The 17,151-nt window shown below is 66.4% G+C and carries 18 protein-coding genes and 1 riboswitch; of the genes, 7 read left to right on the plus strand and 11 right to left on the minus strand.

What is annotated here, in order from left to right; genetic code table 11:
• Position 1: 1 nt before the first annotated feature.
• Entirely contained in the window at positions 2-2,092 is a 2,091-nt protein-coding gene (gene pta, locus ACYVLQ_RS12145; RefSeq protein WP_460697526.1) for a phosphate acetyltransferase, read from the minus strand.
• A 332-nt stretch (positions 2,093-2,424) separates the two neighbouring features.
• Here pta and ACYVLQ_RS12150 point away from each other — a divergent pair, with 332 nt between their 5' ends.
• Positions 2,425-2,934: a nitroreductase/quinone reductase family protein gene (locus ACYVLQ_RS12150; RefSeq protein ID WP_460697527.1), complete on the plus strand. Its 510-nt coding sequence runs from the start codon at positions 2,425-2,427 to the stop codon at positions 2,932-2,934.
• A gap of 99 nt (positions 2,935-3,033) precedes the next feature.
• Here the strand turns inward: ACYVLQ_RS12150 and fgd are convergent, their stop codons facing one another.
• Positions 3,034-4,086, minus strand: coding sequence for a glucose-6-phosphate dehydrogenase (coenzyme-F420) (gene fgd, locus ACYVLQ_RS12155; RefSeq protein ID WP_460697528.1), 1,053 nt, complete (start codon positions 4,084-4,086; stop codon positions 3,034-3,036).
• A gap of 126 nt (positions 4,087-4,212) precedes the next feature.
• Between fgd and ACYVLQ_RS12160 the strand changes: the two genes are divergently transcribed.
• The gene (locus ACYVLQ_RS12160) at positions 4,213-4,971 is read left to right on the plus strand and encodes an HAD-IIA family hydrolase (RefSeq protein ID WP_460697573.1); all 759 of its coding nucleotides are present in this window, start codon (positions 4,213-4,215) and stop codon (positions 4,969-4,971) included.
• A 14-nt stretch (positions 4,972-4,985) separates the two neighbouring features.
• Here the strand turns inward: ACYVLQ_RS12160 and nrdF are convergent, their stop codons facing one another.
• On the minus strand, positions 4,986-5,951 hold the full coding sequence (gene nrdF / locus ACYVLQ_RS12165) for a class 1b ribonucleoside-diphosphate reductase subunit beta (protein ID WP_460697529.1): 966 nt from the start codon (positions 5,949-5,951) through the stop codon (positions 4,986-4,988).
• Positions 5,952-6,153: 202 nt separating this feature from the next.
• Here nrdF and ACYVLQ_RS12170 point away from each other — a divergent pair, with 202 nt between their 5' ends.
• From ACYVLQ_RS12170 to ACYVLQ_RS12180, 3 genes are all read left to right on the plus strand, one after another.
• Positions 6,154-6,798 (plus strand): type 1 glutamine amidotransferase family protein, encoded by a 645-nt coding sequence (locus ACYVLQ_RS12170; protein ID WP_460697530.1) that lies wholly within the window; start codon positions 6,154-6,156, stop codon positions 6,796-6,798.
• A gap of 105 nt (positions 6,799-6,903) precedes the next feature.
• The gene (locus ACYVLQ_RS12175) at positions 6,904-7,350 is read left to right on the plus strand and encodes a MarR family winged helix-turn-helix transcriptional regulator (RefSeq protein WP_460697531.1); all 447 of its coding nucleotides are present in this window, start codon (positions 6,904-6,906) and stop codon (positions 7,348-7,350) included.
• Positions 7,351-7,450: 100 nt separating this feature from the next.
• Positions 7,451-8,263 (plus strand): DUF7019 family protein, encoded by an 813-nt coding sequence (locus ACYVLQ_RS12180; RefSeq protein WP_460697532.1) that lies wholly within the window; start codon positions 7,451-7,453, stop codon positions 8,261-8,263.
• Between the two features lie 100 nt (positions 8,264-8,363).
• Here the strand turns inward: ACYVLQ_RS12180 and ACYVLQ_RS12185 are convergent, their stop codons facing one another.
• From ACYVLQ_RS12185 to ACYVLQ_RS12195, 3 genes are all read right to left on the minus strand, one after another.
• The gene (locus ACYVLQ_RS12185; RefSeq protein ID WP_460697533.1) at positions 8,364-9,578 is read right to left on the minus strand and encodes an O-succinylhomoserine sulfhydrylase; all 1,215 of its coding nucleotides are present in this window, start codon (positions 9,576-9,578) and stop codon (positions 8,364-8,366) included.
• Between the two features lie 58 nt (positions 9,579-9,636).
• The gene (locus tag ACYVLQ_RS12190; protein ID WP_460697534.1) at positions 9,637-10,056 is read right to left on the minus strand and encodes a rhodanese-like domain-containing protein; all 420 of its coding nucleotides are present in this window, start codon (positions 10,054-10,056) and stop codon (positions 9,637-9,639) included.
• A gap of 14 nt (positions 10,057-10,070) precedes the next feature.
• Positions 10,071-10,190, minus strand: a riboswitch (SAM riboswitch).
• Between the two features lie 33 nt (positions 10,191-10,223).
• Complete coding sequence (locus tag ACYVLQ_RS12195) at positions 10,224-10,658, minus strand: Rv0361 family membrane protein (RefSeq protein WP_460697535.1); 435 nt, start codon at positions 10,656-10,658, stop codon at positions 10,224-10,226.
• A 286-nt stretch (positions 10,659-10,944) separates the two neighbouring features.
• On the opposite strand from ACYVLQ_RS12195, the gene ACYVLQ_RS12200 reads away from it, so the two are divergent.
• Positions 10,945-12,330 (plus strand): FAD-dependent oxidoreductase, encoded by a 1,386-nt coding sequence (locus ACYVLQ_RS12200; protein WP_460697536.1) that lies wholly within the window; start codon positions 10,945-10,947, stop codon positions 12,328-12,330.
• A 277-nt stretch (positions 12,331-12,607) separates the two neighbouring features.
• Positions 12,608-13,480, plus strand: a complete 873-nt coding sequence (locus ACYVLQ_RS12205; protein ID WP_460697537.1) for an amidohydrolase family protein — start codon at positions 12,608-12,610, stop codon at positions 13,478-13,480.
• A gap of 110 nt (positions 13,481-13,590) precedes the next feature.
• On the opposite strand, the gene ACYVLQ_RS12210 is transcribed toward ACYVLQ_RS12205, so the two are convergent.
• Genes ACYVLQ_RS12210 through ACYVLQ_RS12230 form a run of 5 tightly spaced genes read right to left on the minus strand, consistent with a single transcriptional unit; the run spans position 13,591 to position 17,118 of the window.
• Entirely contained in the window at positions 13,591-14,094 is a 504-nt protein-coding gene (locus ACYVLQ_RS12210) for a hypothetical protein (protein WP_460697538.1), read from the minus strand.
• 50 nt (positions 14,095-14,144) lie between these two features.
• Positions 14,145-15,452, minus strand: a complete 1,308-nt coding sequence (locus ACYVLQ_RS12215; protein WP_460697539.1) for a hypothetical protein — start codon at positions 15,450-15,452, stop codon at positions 14,145-14,147.
• A gap of 8 nt (positions 15,453-15,460) precedes the next feature.
• On the minus strand, positions 15,461-15,766 hold the full coding sequence (locus tag ACYVLQ_RS12220; protein WP_460697540.1) for a WXG100 family type VII secretion target: 306 nt from the start codon (positions 15,764-15,766) through the stop codon (positions 15,461-15,463).
• 8 nt (positions 15,767-15,774) lie between these two features.
• Entirely contained in the window at positions 15,775-16,098 is a 324-nt protein-coding gene (locus ACYVLQ_RS12225; RefSeq protein WP_460697541.1) for a WXG100 family type VII secretion target, read from the minus strand.
• Between the two features lie 48 nt (positions 16,099-16,146).
• Positions 16,147-17,118, minus strand: coding sequence for a purine-nucleoside phosphorylase (locus ACYVLQ_RS12230; RefSeq protein ID WP_460697542.1), 972 nt, complete (start codon positions 17,116-17,118; stop codon positions 16,147-16,149).
• Positions 17,119-17,151 lie beyond the last annotated feature (33 nt).

A 17,151-nucleotide genomic window follows, 5' to 3' on the forward strand; every position in this document is an offset into this window, starting at 1 on the left:
CTCAGCCCTCTTCCGGCTTCGCCTCCGACTGGGCCTGGATGGCGGTGATCGCCACGGTGTTGACGATGTCGGCGACCAGCGCACCGCGCGACAGGTCGTTGACCGGCTTGCGCAGGCCCTGCAGCACCGGCCCGATCGCCACCGCACCGGCGCTGCGCTGCACCGCCTTGTAGGTATTGTTCCCGGTATTCAGGTCGGGAAAGACGAAAACCGTTGCGCGCCCGGCGACCTCGGAGTTCGGCAGCTTCGCGCTGGCGACCGTGGGCTCGATCGCCGCGTCGTACTGGATCGGCCCCTCGACCAGCAGTTGCGGGGCACGCTCGTGCACCAGCTTGGTGGCCGCGCGCACCTTGTCGACATCGGCGCCGCTGCCGGACTCGCCGGTCGAGTACGACAGCATCGCCACCCGCGGGTCGATCCCGAACTGGGCTGCGGTGCGCGCGGAGGATATCGCGATATCGGCCAGTTGCTCGGAGGTCGGGTCCGGCACCACCGCGCAGTCGCCGTAGGCGAGCACCCGATCGGCCAGGCACATCAGGAACACGCTGGAGACGGTGGACACCCCGGGCTCGGTCTTGATGATCTCGAACGACGGCCGAATGGTGTGCGCGGTGGTGTGCGCGGCGCCGGACACCATGCCGTCGGCGACGCCCTCGTACACCATCATGGTGCCGAAATACGAGATGTCGGAGATCATTTCGCGCGCCCGCTCCACGGTCATGCCCTTGTGGGCGCGCAGCTGCGCGTACTTCTCCGCGAACTCCTGGCGCAGCTCGCTGGTCTTCGGGTTCAGCACCTGCGCGGCCTCGATGTCGACACCGAGTTCGGCGGCGCGGCCGCGCACCGCCGCCTCGTCACCGAGAATGGTCAGGTCGGCGATCTTGCGCTGCAGCACCCGACCGGCGGCGCGCAGGATGCGGTCGTCGTTGCCCTCCGGCAGCACGATCCGGCGGCGATCCGAGCGAGCCCGCTCGACCAGCTGATATTCGAACATCTGCGGCGTCACCACCGACGGCGCGGGCACCGCGATCAACTCGGCCAGCTTGCGCCCGTCCACCCGCTGTTCCATCAGTGCCAGGGCGGTGTCGACCTTGCGGACGCTGGACAGCGATACCCGGCCGCGGGTGCGCGAGACGGCGCCCGCGGTGTCGAAGGTGCCGAGCCGGGTGGTGAGGATCGGCAGCTTCGGCTTCAACCCCTCGATCAGCCGCGCGATCGCCGGATGCGGCGGCATGCCGCCGTTCATGACGATGCCCGACAGCGACGGAAACCCTTCCGCCTCATGGGCATTCACCAGCGCCAGCAGGGCGTCGGAGCGATCGCCCGGGACGATGACGGCGACGCTGTCGCTGAGCCGCTCCAGGATGTGCTCGGCCGTCATGCCGCCGACCATGACCGACAGCGCCTCGCGCTGCATCAGCTCGGGGTCCCCGGAGTACAGCTCCCCGCCGATGGCCGCGCACAGCTCGGACATGGTCGGCGCGGTCAGCAGCGGCACCTCGGGCAGCGTCCACGACGTCGCACAGATGCTCCGCACGGCATCGGCGACCTCGTCCAGCTGGTCGGGATCGCAGCGGTTGACCACGATGGCGGTCAGCTGCGCGTGCTCGGCGGCGAGTTCGCCCTCGCACAGCTCCGCGACCTGCACGATCTGCTCGGGCGTGCGGCCGGAACCGCGCAGCACCAGCAGCACCGGGGCGCCGAGGTTCACGGCGATGCGGGCGTTGAAGCGCAGCTCGCTGGGGCTGGCCACATCGGTGTAGTCGCTGCCGACGATAACCACCGCGTCACACAGCTTGGCCACGTCGTGGAACCGCATGACGATCTCGCCGATCGCCGCGTCGGGATCCTCGTGCACCTGCTCGTAGGTGACGCCGCAGGCCTGGTCGTAGTCGATATCGGCGGTGGAGTGCTCGAGCAGCAGCTCCAGGATGTAGTCCGGTTCGGTCGCCGAGCGCATGATGGGCCGGAACACCCCGACCCGGGGCGTCGTCGCGGACAGCATCTGCAGCGCCCCCAGGGCCACCGTCGATTTGCCGGTGTCACCCTCGAGCGAGGCGATATACACGGTGGACGGAGCGGTATCGGCCATGATCGAGAGCTTAGTGACCGAACAGCGTCCGATATGACCGGCCAGTAGCAAATACCTGGAAAATCACACCCGAACACCCCTTCCCGGCACACCACGCTGCGGGCGCTCACAGGGTGGTCCCGACGCTCACACCGCCACCCCCGATGCTCATACCGTCGTCGCGGCACTCACACCATCGTCGCGGCACTCACACCGTCGACGCGGCACTCACACCGTCGACGCGGCGAACGCCGGGATTCAGTCGGGAGTTCCGCACGACGGCGGCGTTCGGTGGAGCCCCGCAATTCGCCGGAGTTGCACCCCCCGAGGCTGCGGCTTCTACGATTCCCCTTATGGCAGCACAGTTTCCGGACCGGCAGTGGGGATCACGCACGGGCCTGCTCGGCCGCATGGCGAGTCCGTTCGCGGCGTCCAAGATCGGGTCGCTGATCATCCGCAAGCTCACCCCGCTGGACCGGAAGGTGCTCGAGCGCACCGCGGGCCGCTACACCGTGCTCGGCCCGATCGGGATTCCGGTCATCCTGTTGACCACAACGGGCCGCAAGTCTGGCGAGCCGCGCCCGTCGCCGCTGCTGTACGTCCACGACGGCGACGTGCTGTACGTGATCGGCAGCAACTTCGGCCAGGCACACCACCCGGCCTGGACGGCGAACCTGCTCGCCGACCCGACCGGCCTGGTGACGATCAGTGGTGAGCGAATCCCGGTGCGCGCGAACCTGATCGAGGATCCGGCGAAGAAGGACGAGATCTTCGACAGGTTCGTCGAGACGACCGAGGCATATGCCGCCTACCGCAGCCGCACCACCCGCAACCTGCGGATCTTCGCCCTCACCCGAGCCTGAGCCGCCCCACGCCCCAGCCGAGCAGGCTCCGTGGGCCCTCCGCATTTCCGACCAAGAGCGCGCCGGGAATTCGACCGGTAAGCGTCCGGATACGCGTTGCTACAGTGCCCGCAGCCGCGGAGCCAGGTCGCGCTGGAACTGGTCCAGGAAGCGGCGCTGGTCGTGGCCGGGAGCGTGGAATACCAGGTGGTTCAGGCCCGCGTCCACGTACTGCTTGATCTGCTCCACCGCCTCGTCCGGGTCGCTGGCGACGATCCAACGCTGGGCGATCTGCTCGATCGGCAGCGCGTCGGCGGCCTTCTCCATCTCGATCGGGTCGGTGATGCTGTGCTTCTGCTCGGCGGTCAGCGACAGCGGCGCCCAGAAGCGCGTATTCTCCAGCGCCAGTTCGGGATCGGTGTCGTAGGAGATCTTGATCTCGATCATCCGGTCGATATCGTCGCGGGTGCGCCCGACCTTCGCGGTGCCCTCGTCGACGGCGGGCATCAGCTTCTCGGTGTAGAGGTCCATGCCCTTGCCCGAGGTGCAGATGAAGCCGTCGCCCGCGCGCCCCGCGTACCGCGCCACCAGCGGCCCGCCCGCGGCGACGTACACCGGGATGCCGCCCTTCGGCACGTCGTAGATGGAGGCGCCGACGGTGTTGTAGTACTGCCCCTCGAAGGTCACCCGGTCGCCGGTCCACAGCGCCCGCATCAGGTCGACGGACTCGCGCAGCCGCGCGAACCGCTCCTTGAACTCCGGCCACTCGCCCTTGTACCCGGTGGCGATCTCGTTGAGCGCCTCACCGGTCCCCACGCCCAGCATGATGCGGTCGGGGTACAGACAGCCCATTGTCGCGAAGGACTGCGCGATCACGGCCGGGTTGTATCGGAAGGTGGGTGTCAGCACCGAGGTGCCGAGTTGGATCCGCTTGGTGCGCTCGCCGACCGCGGTCATCCACGCCAGCGAGAACGGCGCGTGGCCGCCCTCGTGCCGCCACGGCTGGAAATGGTCGCTGACCGTGGCGCTGTCGAGCCCGTGCTCCTCGACGAGAACCCCGAGCTCCACCAGCTCCCGAGGGCCGAACTGTTCCGCCGACGCCTTGTACCCGAGCTTGAGTCCACTCACTGCGCCACTCCTGTTCGCTGTTGCTCCACCGTCACACTCGAACATAGTCAGCGGCGATGGCGGGTGTGTGAATGGTCGCAACTTCCCGAGTTGTCCACATGCGAACAGCCAATAGCTCAGAATTGACTGGTGACTGCCGACAACGAACCGATTCTGTCGTACCTGACCGATATGGACGGGGTGCTCGTGCACGAGGACCACCTGGTGCCGGGTGCCGACAAGTTCCTGTCGGAGCTGCAGGCCAACGACATCCCATTCCTGGTACTCACCAACAATTCCATCCGCACCCCGCGCGATCTGCAGGCACGGCTGCGGCACACCGGGCTGGACATTCCACCGGAGGCGATCTGGACCTCCGCGCTGGCCACCGCGACGTTCCTGGACGAGCAGCGCCCGGGCGGCACGGCCTACGTGGTCGGCGAGTCGGGCCTGACCACGGCCCTGCACGACATCGGCTACGTCCTCACCGACAGCGACCCCGACTACGTGGTGCTCGGCGAGACCCGCACCTATTCGTTCGAGGCGATCACGACCGCGATCCGCCTCGTCGAGCGCGGCGCCCGGTTCATCGCCACCAATCCCGACGCGACCGGTCCCTCCCGAGAAGGCGTACTGCCCGCGACCGGTTCCGTCGCCGCTCTGATCACCCGGGCCACCGGCCGCGACCCGTACTACGTCGGCAAACCCAACCCGCTGATGATGCGCTCGGCGCTGCGCCGCATCGGCGCGCACTCGCAGTCCACGGTGATGATCGGCGACCGGATGGACACCGACGTGATCTCGGGTCTGGAGGCCGGGATGCGCACCATCCTCGTCACCTCGGGCATCTCCACCCGCGCCTCCGTAGAGCACTACCCATACCGGCCCACGGTCGTCCTGGAATCCGTCGCCGACCTGGTCGGCCGCACCTCGAACCCGTTCGGCGCCTGAGAAGCGCGAGTAACTCAGAAATCCCAGTCGGCGTCCTCGGTCTGCTGCTGTTTGCCGATGACATAGGAGCTGCCGGAGCCGGAGAAGAAGTCGTGGTTCTCGCCCGCGCCCGGGTCGAGGGCGGCGAGGATCGCGGAGTCCACGCGGCACTCCTGCGCCGGGAACAGCGCCTCGTAGCCCAGGTTGGACAGCGCGCGGTTGGCGTTGAACCGCATGAACGGCAGCACGTCGTCGGTCCAGCCGACCTCGTCGTACAGGTCGCGGGCGTAGTCGATCTCGTTGGCGTACAAGGCATTCAGCAGCTCGTAGGTGTAGTCGCGGTGGTCCCTGCGCTCGGCCGCGGTCAGCTTCGCCAGCCCGCGCTGGCACTTGTACCCGATGTAGAAGCCGTGTACCGCTTCGTCTCTGATGATGAGGCGGATGAGATCGGCTGTGTTGGTGAGCTTTCCGCGCGCGGACCAGCGCATCGGCAGGAAGAACCCGGAGTAGAACAGGAACGATTCCAGCATCACCGAGGCGGCCTTGCGCTTCAGCGCGTCGTCGCCGCGGTAGTAGTCGACGATGATCCGCGCCTTGTTCTGCAGGTGCGGATTGCGCTCGGACCAGTCGAACGCCTCATCGATCTGGCGCGTCGAGCACAGTGTGGAGAAGATCGAGCTGTAGCTCTTGGCGTGCACGGACTCCATGAAGGCGATGTTGGTGAGCACGGCCTCCTCGTGCGGGGTGATCGCGTCGGCGATCATCGCCACCGCGCCGACGGTGGCCTGGGCCGTGTCAAGCAGGGTCAACCCGGTGAAAACCCTTGTGGTGAGCCGTTGTTCGGTCGCTGCGAGCTGTTCCCAGGTGTGCAGGTCGTTGGACAGCGGCACCCTCTCCGGCAGCCAGAAGTTCCCGGTGAGCCGGTCCCAGACCTCGGCGTCCTTCGGGTCCGGCAGGCGGTTCCAATTGATCGCGTGCACGCGGTCGACGAGTGTGTTCATGCGGCTCTCCGATCCTGAAACGAGGCGGCACCGCTCGTCGCGGGCGGCCCGTGAGCACGGTAGTTCGGGCAGGCTAACACATTATTTTGGCCCTCCGAACTAGCGTGGGCGCAGGTGTTGCGCCACGTCCACCCAGCTTGCTCCCACCGAAGGCACCTTGCCACTGTTGACAATATGCTGTCAAATATGACAGCATATTGTCATGGTGAACACAGTGCACATGGCGGTCTACGACACCTTCTCCGATTGGGAACTCGGCCACGCCACCGCGCATATCAACCGAGCGATGTGGCAGCGCGAGCCGGGGACCTGGCAGGTCCGGACCGTCGGCCCCACGAGCGATGCGGTCGTCTCGGCGGGCGGGATGCGCGTCGTCCCCGACGTGACGCTTGATGAACTGTCGCCGAGCGAGAGCGCGATGCTGCTGCTACCCGGGGCGGATACGTGGGAGACGGGGGCGCTGGCAGCCGTCGGGCGCAAGGCGCGGGAGTTTCTGACGGCGGGGGTACCGGTGGCCGCGATTTGCGGGGCCACGTTCGGGCTGGCGGCGGAGGGGCTGCTGGACGCCCGCCCGCACACCAGCAACGACCCGAACTACCTTGCGATGAGCGGGTATTCGGGCGCCGGGCACTATGTTCCGGAACCGGCTGTGACCGACGGAGACCTGATCACCGCGACCGGGACCAAGCCGGTGGAATTCGCCCGCGCGGTCCTCGCACGCCTGGGCATCTACGAGCCGCACGTGCTCGACGCGTGGTACGCGCTGTACGGACGCAACGATGCGCAGGGGTTCTACACACTCGCTGAGTACGAAAGTGGGCGGGCGCAGGAGGCGGCGGTGTCGTGAGCGGACTCACGGACGAGGCGACTGTGCCGCGCACGGCAACGCGGGCGTGATCGACAATCACTCGCGCCAGCACTCGAACACCTGGACAGGCATACAGGAGGTGAGATGACCCGCACCGAACAGGACCTATTCGCGACAGCAGCGGTGACCTCGTTCAGGCTGAACGGCCAATTCCTCGCCATCGCAGAGGAATTGGCTCGTCCCGCCGGTCTCACCGCCGCCTGGTGGCAGGTGCTGGGCGCGATCCTGCGTGAACCGCTGCCGGTGGCGGGCATCGCCCGCGAAATGGGCATCACCCGCCAGGCCGTCCAGCGCATCGCGGATCTCCTGGTGGACAAGGGCCTTGCCGAATACCGGCCCAACCCCGCGCACAAGCGAGCAAAGCTGGTGGCGGTCACCGAAGCCGGTCACGCCGCCGTCCGCCGCATCAACCCGCAGCATGCCGATATGGCCAAGCGCCTCGTAGCCGAATTGGGCAAGGATCAACTGACAGAGATCGCCGAAGGCCTCACGAAACTGTCTGCCGCGCTGGACCGGATCGACCACGACTGAGCGCCCCGCTGGCGTCACGACCGATGCCGCCCCCCGAACTCGGCCGCTGTCGTAGCCTGGAGCGGCAGGTGCAAAGTCATCTATCGTGGTGGAGTCCTTGATGCGCAACATCTTTAAGAGGCGGCGCCCGGATCCGCCGCGCTACTACATCTACCTGTCCCAGGCGAAGCTGGACGTGCTGGTCTCCCAGATCCCCGTCTCGAGACTCCGGTCGCTCGAGGCCGAGGTGAAGGTCGGCCTACCGATGGCGACAGCCGGAATCAAATCGCCCGCCGTCGCCCGGTCCTCCGAGCTGGCCGCCAAGGCAACAGTGCTGCGCGCCTATCTGCGAAGAAACAACGACTGGGTGGGAACGATCGAGAACCCCAAATCGTATGTACACGGCGTCGGCACGCTGCCGTACGGCATCATGCACGGCTACCGTGAGCTGGCCATGTTCGCGGGGATTCTCGACAACGTAAAAGTGGTATTGATCGGCTCCGCGAGCAGCATGGTCGGTGCCGCCGCCGATGCCACGGCAAAACATAATATCGACTACTATTTCGTAAAATTCTTATCCTATGCCGCCAAAGACGGCCTGGAGCCTGAATTCAACGGCTACGTGGATCTAGGTTACTACGGGGAGATTATGGCGAAGTGGAAGTCCCTGTGGGACCTCGGGCCAGCTGCGCCGAAGAAGTCTTTGCCCGATCCACAGGCTCTGTCGGACGGTCGTCGCACAGTAGCCGAAGCAGTCGACCAAATCCTGGGAATCACACCACCCGATTTGGCTGAAGACCCAGCCGTCAAGATAGGCCCAGCCGTACCGCTGCTGCCGTCGAACTCGTTGTCGCTGGAATTTCTCGCAAAGCCTTTATTCAAGGGAAACGGAATTCTGGTGGCAACGCCGATCTACGTTGCATTGGCGGACTGAGAAGCGAAGCCCAATTCGGTACGGGGAGGCCTTCTCGGCCTGGCAAGCGTTGCTCGACCACCCTCGGCTCACCGTGTCCGGCTAGAGCGTGGCGAACCCTTCAGCCCAGTGCCTGGTCCAGGTCCGCGAGTAGGTCCTCCACGTCCTCCAGCCCGACCGAGATCCGCACGACGCCGTCCGTAATGCCCACGGCCGCACGGCCTTCCGGACCCATCGCCCGGTGCGTGGTGGTGGCGGGGTGCGTGATCAGGGTCTTGGCGTCGCCGAGGTTGTTGGAGATGTCGACGATGCGCAGCCGGTTGAGGACCTCGAACGCCCGCTTCTTCGCGTCCCCGTCCGGCGACGCCAGTTCGAAGGTGACAACGGTGCCGCCCGCCGACATCTGCCCCGCGGCCAGCTCGTACTGCGGATGTGACTGCAGGAACGGGTATTTCGTCCAGGACACGGCCGGGTGCCGCTCCAGGAACTCCGCGATCCGCAGCGCCGACTGCGCGGACTGACGCACCCGCAGCGGCATGGTCTCCAAGCCCTTGAGCAGCGTCCAAGCATTGAATGGGCTGAGCGCCGGTCCGGTGTGCCGCATGAGCGTCTTCACCGGGCCGTCGATGTAGTCCCGCGAACCCAGGATCGCACCGCCAAGCACCCGCCCCTGGCCGTCGATGTGCTTGGTGCCCGAATACACCACCACATCGGCGCCGAGGTCGAGGCTGCGCTGCAGCAGTGGCGTGGCAAAGACGTTGTCCAGCACCACCTTCGCGCCCGCTGCGTGCGCCAGCTCGGAGACCCGCCGCACATCCACCAGGGTCTGCATCGGGTTGGACGGGGTCTCGAAGAACACCGCCTGGGTCGGCTGCGACAGCGCCGCCTCCCACTGGTCGAGGTCCTCGCCGTCGACGAAGACGGTCTCCACGCCCCAGCGCGGCAGGATCTCGTTGCAGACCACGAAGCAGGACCCGAACAGGCTGCGCGCGGCCACAAGTCGGTCGCCGTTACCCAGAAGCGCTGCGAGCGCGGTGAATACGGCCGACATGCCGCTGGCGGTCGCGAAGCAGGCCTCGGCGCCGTCGAGCAGGCGCATGCGCTCCTCGAACATCGCGACCGTCGGATTGCCGTAGCGCGAGTACACGAAATGCTCTACGTCGCCGGTGAACGCGGCCTCGGCCGCCTCGGCGCTCTCGTAGACGAATCCGGAGGTCAGATACAGCGCCTCCGACGTCTCCTCGAAGCCGGAGCGCCGCAGGCCCCCGCGCACCCCCAGGGTCGCCGGGCCCACGCCCTCGGGCAGCGGCTTGTCGAATGCGCCTCCGGTGATCATGCCTGGCTCCGATCGGTGCCCGCACCGGCGACCGAACAGCACCCGATCGAACCCCGGCTCACGACTGCCGCCACGGCAGTCCGAGCGCCCGCCAACCCGCACTTCCCCGGTGCCCGTCGGCATCCAGCGGACCCTCGAAACCCTCGAGCACGTTGTAGGAGGGCTCGAACCCGGCGGCGGTCGAGGCTGTCGCGGCGCCGATGGACCGCTGCCCGGACCGGCACAGGAAGATCACCGGGGCATCGCCGTCCGGCCGCTGTGCGAGCACCTGCCGCAGCTGGTCCACGAACTGCGCGTTCGGCGCGCCGGTGCCGTCGACCCACTCGATCAGCGCCGTCGGCCGGTCGATCGAACTGGTGTCCGGCACCCCGACGAACCGCCACTCGGCCTCGGTGCGCACGTCGATCAGCACCGCATCGGGGTTGTCCTGCAACAGATCCCACGCCTGCTTCGGCGTGATGTCGCCCGCGTATGTCACTCGTACCTCCTGAGAATCCGCACTTGCCGCATCGTGGAGAGTTCGACGCGTGGCCAGGTCGTCACCCGGAGCACCCCACCGCGGAGGAGGGTTGCCGACCAGCGAGCCGGGGCTTGGCGCTGGCGCTCATGACCTGGATCGAGAGTGCCTGGTCACAGCCTCGCATGTCAACCGCACACCAGCCAGGCGCCGTCGATCCGCGCCAGGTTCCAGGTCGAGGTCGACTCGCGGCCATCGATCGCGCTCGTCACGGCGGCCGTGGCGCGGTCGCCGTCGATGCCGGTATCGGCGACCTTCGCGATCTCGACCTGCTTACCGAGCGCGTCCGGGCCGAGGGGCGAACGGCGCTCGTCGAATCCGGGACAGGTAGTGGTCGCCCGCCGCGCGGCGTCCGAATCCGCTTGGGCGGTGGCGAAATTGCGCACGGCCACCGCGATCCGATCGGAATCTGTGACATTGTTCTCAACCGGCCGCGCCAGCGCGAGCCCCACGATCCCGCCGATCACCAGCACCGCCACCACCGCGGCGGCGACGAACGGGATCACCGACCGCGTGGTCTCGCGCTGATCGATCGCGGGTGCGTGCTCGGGGGCTTCGTCCATGCACCGATCATCCCTGGTCGGTCCTGGTGTCCGAGATCACATCCGGGTTTCCCCGCCGGATCCCGGGAATAACCGCGATAGCGGCCACCGATAGAATCACCAGAACCCCCGGCTCCGGCCGGTACGGACCGCGTCCCCGCGCAGCAACGAAGCAGCATCGACGGGATGTCGGATCGGCCGGGTGCAGCCCGGACCACACGTCAACTTAGCCTAAGCTAAGAAAGACGGCTGAATACACGGCTGAGTACATGACGACAGAGTTCTCGACCAGAGGGTGCGCGTAAGAATGACCGAATACAGTGCGAACGACCCGCTGCGCATAGCGATCGTGGGCGCCGGACCGGCCGGGATCTACGCCGCCGACGCCCTGATGAAGTCCGATGCCGAGGTGAGCATCGATCTGTACGAGCGGATGCCCGCGCCGTTCGGCCTCATCCGCTACGGCGTCGCGCCGGATCACCCGCGCATCAAGGGCATCATCACCGCGCTGCACAAGGTGCTCGACAAGCCGCAGGTGCGCCTGCTCGGGAATATCGACTACGGCACCGACATCACCCTCGACGAACTGCGCCAGTTCTACGACGCGGTGATCTTCTCCACCGGCGCCAACGCGGACCGCGCGCTGCCGGTGCCCGGTATCGACCTGGACGGCTCGCACGGCGCCGCCGACTTCGTGTCCTGGTACGACGGCCACCCGGACGTGCCGCGCAGCTGGCCGCTGGACGCGGAGAAGGTCGCGGTGCTCGGTGTCGGCAACGTCGCGCTGGACGTGGCGCGGGTGCTGGCCAAGACCGGCGACGAGCTGCTGCCCACCGAGATCCCGCCGAACGTCTACGAGGGCCTGAAGGACAACAAGGCCGTCGAGGTGCACGTGTTCGGCCGCCGCGGTCCCGCGCAGGCCAAGTTCACGCCGCTCGAGCTGCGCGAGCTGGACCACTCGCCGAATATCGAGGTCATCGTCGATCCCGAGGACATCGACTACGACGAAGGCTCGGAGGCGGCGCGCCGCCATTCCAAGCAGGTCGACATGGTCTGCAACACGTTGGAGCAGTGGGCGATTCGCGATGTCGGCAACCGCCCGCACAAGCTGTTCCTGCACTTCTTCGAGTCGCCGCACGAGATCGTCGGCGAGGACGGCAGCGTGGCCGGGCTGCGCACCGAGCGCACCCAGCTCGACGGCACCGGCAACGTCAAGGGCACCGGCGTCTACCGAGACTGGGACGTGCAGGCGGTCTATCGCGCCGTCGGGTACCTGTCGCAGAACATCCCCCAGCTGCCGTTCGACGAGCAGGCGGGGACCGTGCCGAACGAGGCCGGGCGCGTGCTGGCCGACGAGGATGCCGACGGTGCCGACCGCTTCGTGCCGCAGACCTACGTCACCGGCTGGATCAAGCGCGGCCCGGTCGGCTTGATCGGCCACACCAAGGGCGACGCCAACGAGACCATCGCCTGCCTGCTCGACGATGCCGCCAACTTCACCCCGGCCGCCGAGCGCGAGCCGGAGGCGGTGACGAAGTTCCTGGAGGACAAGGGAATTCCGTTCACCACCTGGGCCGGGTGGTACCGCCTCGACGCCCACGAGCGCTCCCTGGGCGAGCCGCAGGGCCGCGAGCGCGTCAAGGTGGTCGAGCGGCACGAGATGCTCGCCGCCAGCGAGCCGCACAAGGCGTAGTCACACGGGCGTACCCTCGCGGCGTCAACGTTCCCTCGTCGTCCGCAGGTCCCGGCGTCCCCTTTGTCATCCGTGGGCCCCGGCGTCCCCCTCGTCGTCCGCGGGCCCCGGCGTCCCCCCTTGTCATCAGCAGGTCCCGGCGTTCCCCCCCCCGTCGTCTGCGGGTCCAGGTGTTCGCCTCGTCATCCGCGACCAGGTGTTCGCCTTTGTCATCCCGGCGAACGCCGGGACGCAATTCTCTTACATATATGTCACTGTTGTGAGGCATGCTGATCACGTGTTCGATTCCCATGTCCACATCATCGATCCGCGGTTCCCGCTGATCGAGAACGAGGGCTATCTGCCGCCGCCCTACACCATCGCCGACTATCGAAAGCGTATGTCCCGCTTCGATATCGACGGTGGTGCGGTGGTGAGCGCATCGTTCCAGGGGACCGACAGCGGCTTCCTGCGCGCGTCGCTGGCCGAACTGGGCCCGCACTGGGTGGGCGTGATCAACCTGGATCCCGACGCGAGCGACGAGGAGATCGCGGACCTGGACCGTGCGGGCGTGCGCGCGCTGCGGTTCAACCTCAAGCGCGCGGCCGGGGATATCGTGGCCCTGACCATGCAGGCGCTGCGCGCGCACGAGATCGCCGGGTGGCACGTCGAGCTGTATATCGACGGTTCCATGCTCGGCTCGCTGGAACCGGTGATCTCGAAGCTGCCCGCGCTCTCGATCGACCACATGGGCATGTCCGACGAATGCCTGCCCTACCTGCTGAATCTGGTCGACCGCGGCGCCCGGGTAAAGGCATCGGGCTTCGGCCGCGTCTCGATGGACGTGGCCTCGGCCCTGCGCCGCATCCACACGGTCAACCCCGACGCCCTGATGTTCGGCTCCGACCTGCCGGGCACCCGCGCGGGCCGCCCGTTCCGCAATTCGGACGTCGACCTGATCGCCGATGTCATCGGCACGGACATGCACAAGGTCCTCGAAGACAACGCCCGCACCTTCTACCGACTCCCGGTGAAGGTGCGCCCGGCCAGCGATTCCCCACCCACAACCCGCCCCCTCCCAGCCAGCGAGCCCCCCACCCTCCGCCTACACCGCGACGACCTACCCAAACTCCAACCGGGCGACACAATCCCACTCCCAGTGATCGAGTAGGCGCATCGACAAACCGCGCGCTTCTCCCAACTCGGCGAAGGTGATGCTTGGAAGGAGACTCGTATTCCATCGGCGCCGCTTCACGCCACTGGGTGCCACCGCGAGAGGATTCACAGCCTCTGGATTTTCTGCAGCAGCCCGAAACTGAATCCGGCTCCGTACTTGCCGCCGTCGGCGTCCTCGAAAATAAACTCCTCGTACGGTGGCCAATGATCGCCGTCTTGCAGGGGACCGAACAGCGCCTCGAGCTCTGCGATGGTTGCACTCCACACCTCGAGATCTTCCGGCTGGCGAGCGGTGGGACCGCTGTGTCCCGCGGCGCGGACGAATCGCGCACTGTGCCAATGTCCGCGATCGCCCACCACTGTGAACTCGAACTCCGGCCACAGCTGAAGGCCATACGTGAACTCCTGGCGACCTGGATCCATAATTTCCGCCCGCAGTATTTCTCGTGCGGTGTCGAATTGCCGGGAACCGGACTGTAGATGCCGAGAAACCCGTTCCTCAACTGCTTTTGCGTCGCTCGTGGTGACACCGATTTCCCGCAGCTTGGCTTGCTTGATACTCTCGTCGCATACCATGCACATCAATAGATAAACTTCGAAATCCAGCATACTCGAAGTTCTCGATTCATTCACGTAACACCCTCGCTCACGGCTTGCCTCTAAGGACCGATAAAGTCTTGTACGTTACCCTTCTGGGATATTACGGAACCATCCTTCCGGACTATCATGACCACCTTCTGTGTCGCATACAACGGGAGAATAACCGTTCCACCACCTTTGGCCGGTGCGGTACCACCAACTTCACCGAACGCTGCTCTCGAGGCAATCTGAGCTGCTTCGACTGCGTCATCGTGCGGGAGTTTCAGGTCGGTCAGCCGCTGAGCGAGGATGTCCGGCTTGCCGCTACCGGGCGGGAGCTTACCGACTTCCTTTCCGATTTGTTCCGCTTTCTGCGTGATCGATGACTTGCCGGGCGCTTTCTTCACGTCGTCGCCGTGCTTCTTGACCAAGTCGATGATGCGTTGCATCTTCTGCCGACTGGCCGAAGTGGACTTCTGGACCTTCACCGCCGTCAGCAGCTTGGCTTTCTGCACGATACCGGCGATGCGGTCGGCCCAGGTCTTGACCTTCTTCGCGATCTTGCCGGTCTTGTAGGCGGTGACCGCCGCCGCGCCGAAACCGACGGTCAGCGCGCCCGCTACCGCGCCGAAGACCACGGTGGTCGCGACCTCGGTCGCGATGTCCTTGGCCAGGTCCTGCAAGAGGCCCTTCAAATCCTCTCGCAGATTGTCGATCGCGGTCTTCTGCTCGCGGCACGAATTCGCGAGATCGGTGAAGGTCGTAATCAGATCCTCGGCGGCGGTCTTCATCTCCCGGATGTCTTCATCGATGAACTGGACCTCGGGTGCGGTCACAGCCTGAAAGTTCTGTGCGATGCCCTCCAGCTTTGCCGGTAGATTCGCCACGTTCACATCGGCCGCGAGCGCCTTCCAGGCATCGGCTGCGGTGAGTAGTTTGCCGGGGTCCCCATCGGGGATGGGAATGCCCACCTTGCTCGCCAACTCGAAACCGTCGTCCACCAATCCGTTGCCCGGCCCTCCGGCCGATGGCGGCAGATTCGGGCACACCGATCGTGCGGGCGGGAGCGAGGCCGGTGCCGACGGCTCCGGTCGGCCGCTTTTGGGATCATGATCGGCTCGCGCATAGTTGTGGCCCGCCTGCTGCAGGATCCCTGCATAGTTGTGGATCGCATCCGCGAGTTGGCCCGCAAGAAGGTATGCGTCAGGGGCGGCGGTGTCGTAGGAGGTCGACCAAGCCTTGCAGGCTCCGACACTTCCGCCCATGCCCGCTGTGCCGGACATCGCGTTCATCTGCGTCACGAACGCCGCATAGAAATGCTGTGCGGCCTGATTGAGAGCGGTGGCGGACGAGTAATAGACCGCCGGAGCGACGTTGAACCCGGTCACGCCGACGTCTACCCTCGGCCGAGCATCCGCAGGTTCGCCGCGGCCGCCGAACTGTAGCGATCATGCGCGGCCTGAGCGGCTTGCTTCATCGCCGCGATGCCCTCGACCACGTCGGCGGCGCCGGTCATCCATTGCCGGAATGCGTCGGCCTGGGCATCGGCCGATGCTCCGTTCCAGTTCTGCTGGGCGGTATCGACCCGCGACTGCAATCCGGACATGCTCTCGGTGAGAAAACCCCGGAAACCCTCGAGCCGGGCCATGATCTGTTCCAGATCGGTCAGCTTCACCTGGAACGACTGCGCATCGTCCGACATATCCCTCCCTATATATTCAGCGCGCTGATCGCCCGAGCCTTGGATTCGTCCATCTCCTGCACCACCCGGCCGGTGACGCCGAGCAGCTCCGCCATCGACGAGAGCGACTCGAGCACGGTGACCGCACCGTGCTTCGCTTCGTCCCAGCCCGCCCGGTAGGCGTCGGCGGAACTGCCCTTCCACGTGTCCAGCAGGGTAGCGATATCGGCGTCCAGCGACCGCAATCCACTCACCAGGGAATCGGCCGTGTACTTCACGAACTGACCGGCATCGGTCACCTCGGCGGGGACCACCGCGAAATCTTGTGCAGGGCCGTCGGATTCCAGTGCCATGTCGCTCCCTCTCGGCAGACCGGGATGGATCTCGGTCACGATACCCCGTCAGGACAGATCGGGGTGCTGCATCAGGTAGTTCGCGGCGGCCAGGCCGACTCGATAGGCGTTTTCGATGGAGAGCGGGAAACCCGGTGAGTAGCCGCCGTTCTCGACCGCGTCCAGGGCCTGGCCTACCGTTTGGCCCGGATGGGGCTGGTCGAAATTGCTGGCGGTGCGGAGGTTTACGTAGCGGTCGAGCTTTCCGGCGCGCTGCAGGGCAGCGGCGGTACCATTGTCCTCCATTTGGGTGGTGCAGTAGCGGCCTTGGCCGTTCGAGTACAGGCCGACGATGTGGGAGGCGCGGGCCGAGGCGGCGGGGCCGTTGAAGAAGTTGTCCCCGGTGGCCGTATCGCACTGCACGACAGTGGGTTTGGGATCGCCCTGCTGCTGCGGGTAGGCCGCACGCGCCTGGGCGGCGTCGGGACTGTCGGCCAGCGCGACGTCCTTGGTGTTGCGGTACACCGCATACACGAGCCTGCCGTCCAGCTTGTACGCCTGAGTGCTCGGCTTGGAGTGCGGCACATAGCCGTTGGCGACGTTCGGGTCGTCCTGCGGCAGGACGTGATGCCCGAGGTCCACGTCGACCACCCAGCGCGCCCAGGCGGCGAAGCCCAGGGTCCCGGCGTCGGGCGGGGTTCCGGCGATTCCCGCGGTGACGAAGTACGCGTCGTCGAAATTCAAACGCGGGCTGCCCAATACGGCGGCGGTGGACAGCGAGGCATTCACCTTGCCCATCTCCGTCACCATCATGCACAGTCCGGAGTCGTTGCAGCGCACCGGCGTTCGCACGCCGTCGACGGGGATCTCGTGCGTCCACCGCTGTTTCTCGACCCACGGCTTGGCCTCCGGGTCGAACATCGTGATGATCAGCGCCTTGACCGAAACCTTGTCATCGCCGGAGTCGCCGCTGCCACAGCCGGTGGCAGCGACCGCCACCGCGCACGCCGTCGCCAGCAGGCCGATAGACCTGATGAACACCCACATCTCCCGTCGTCGTCCAACGATGCTGCT

The sequence above is a fragment of the Nocardia thraciensis genome (assembly GCF_054782435.1).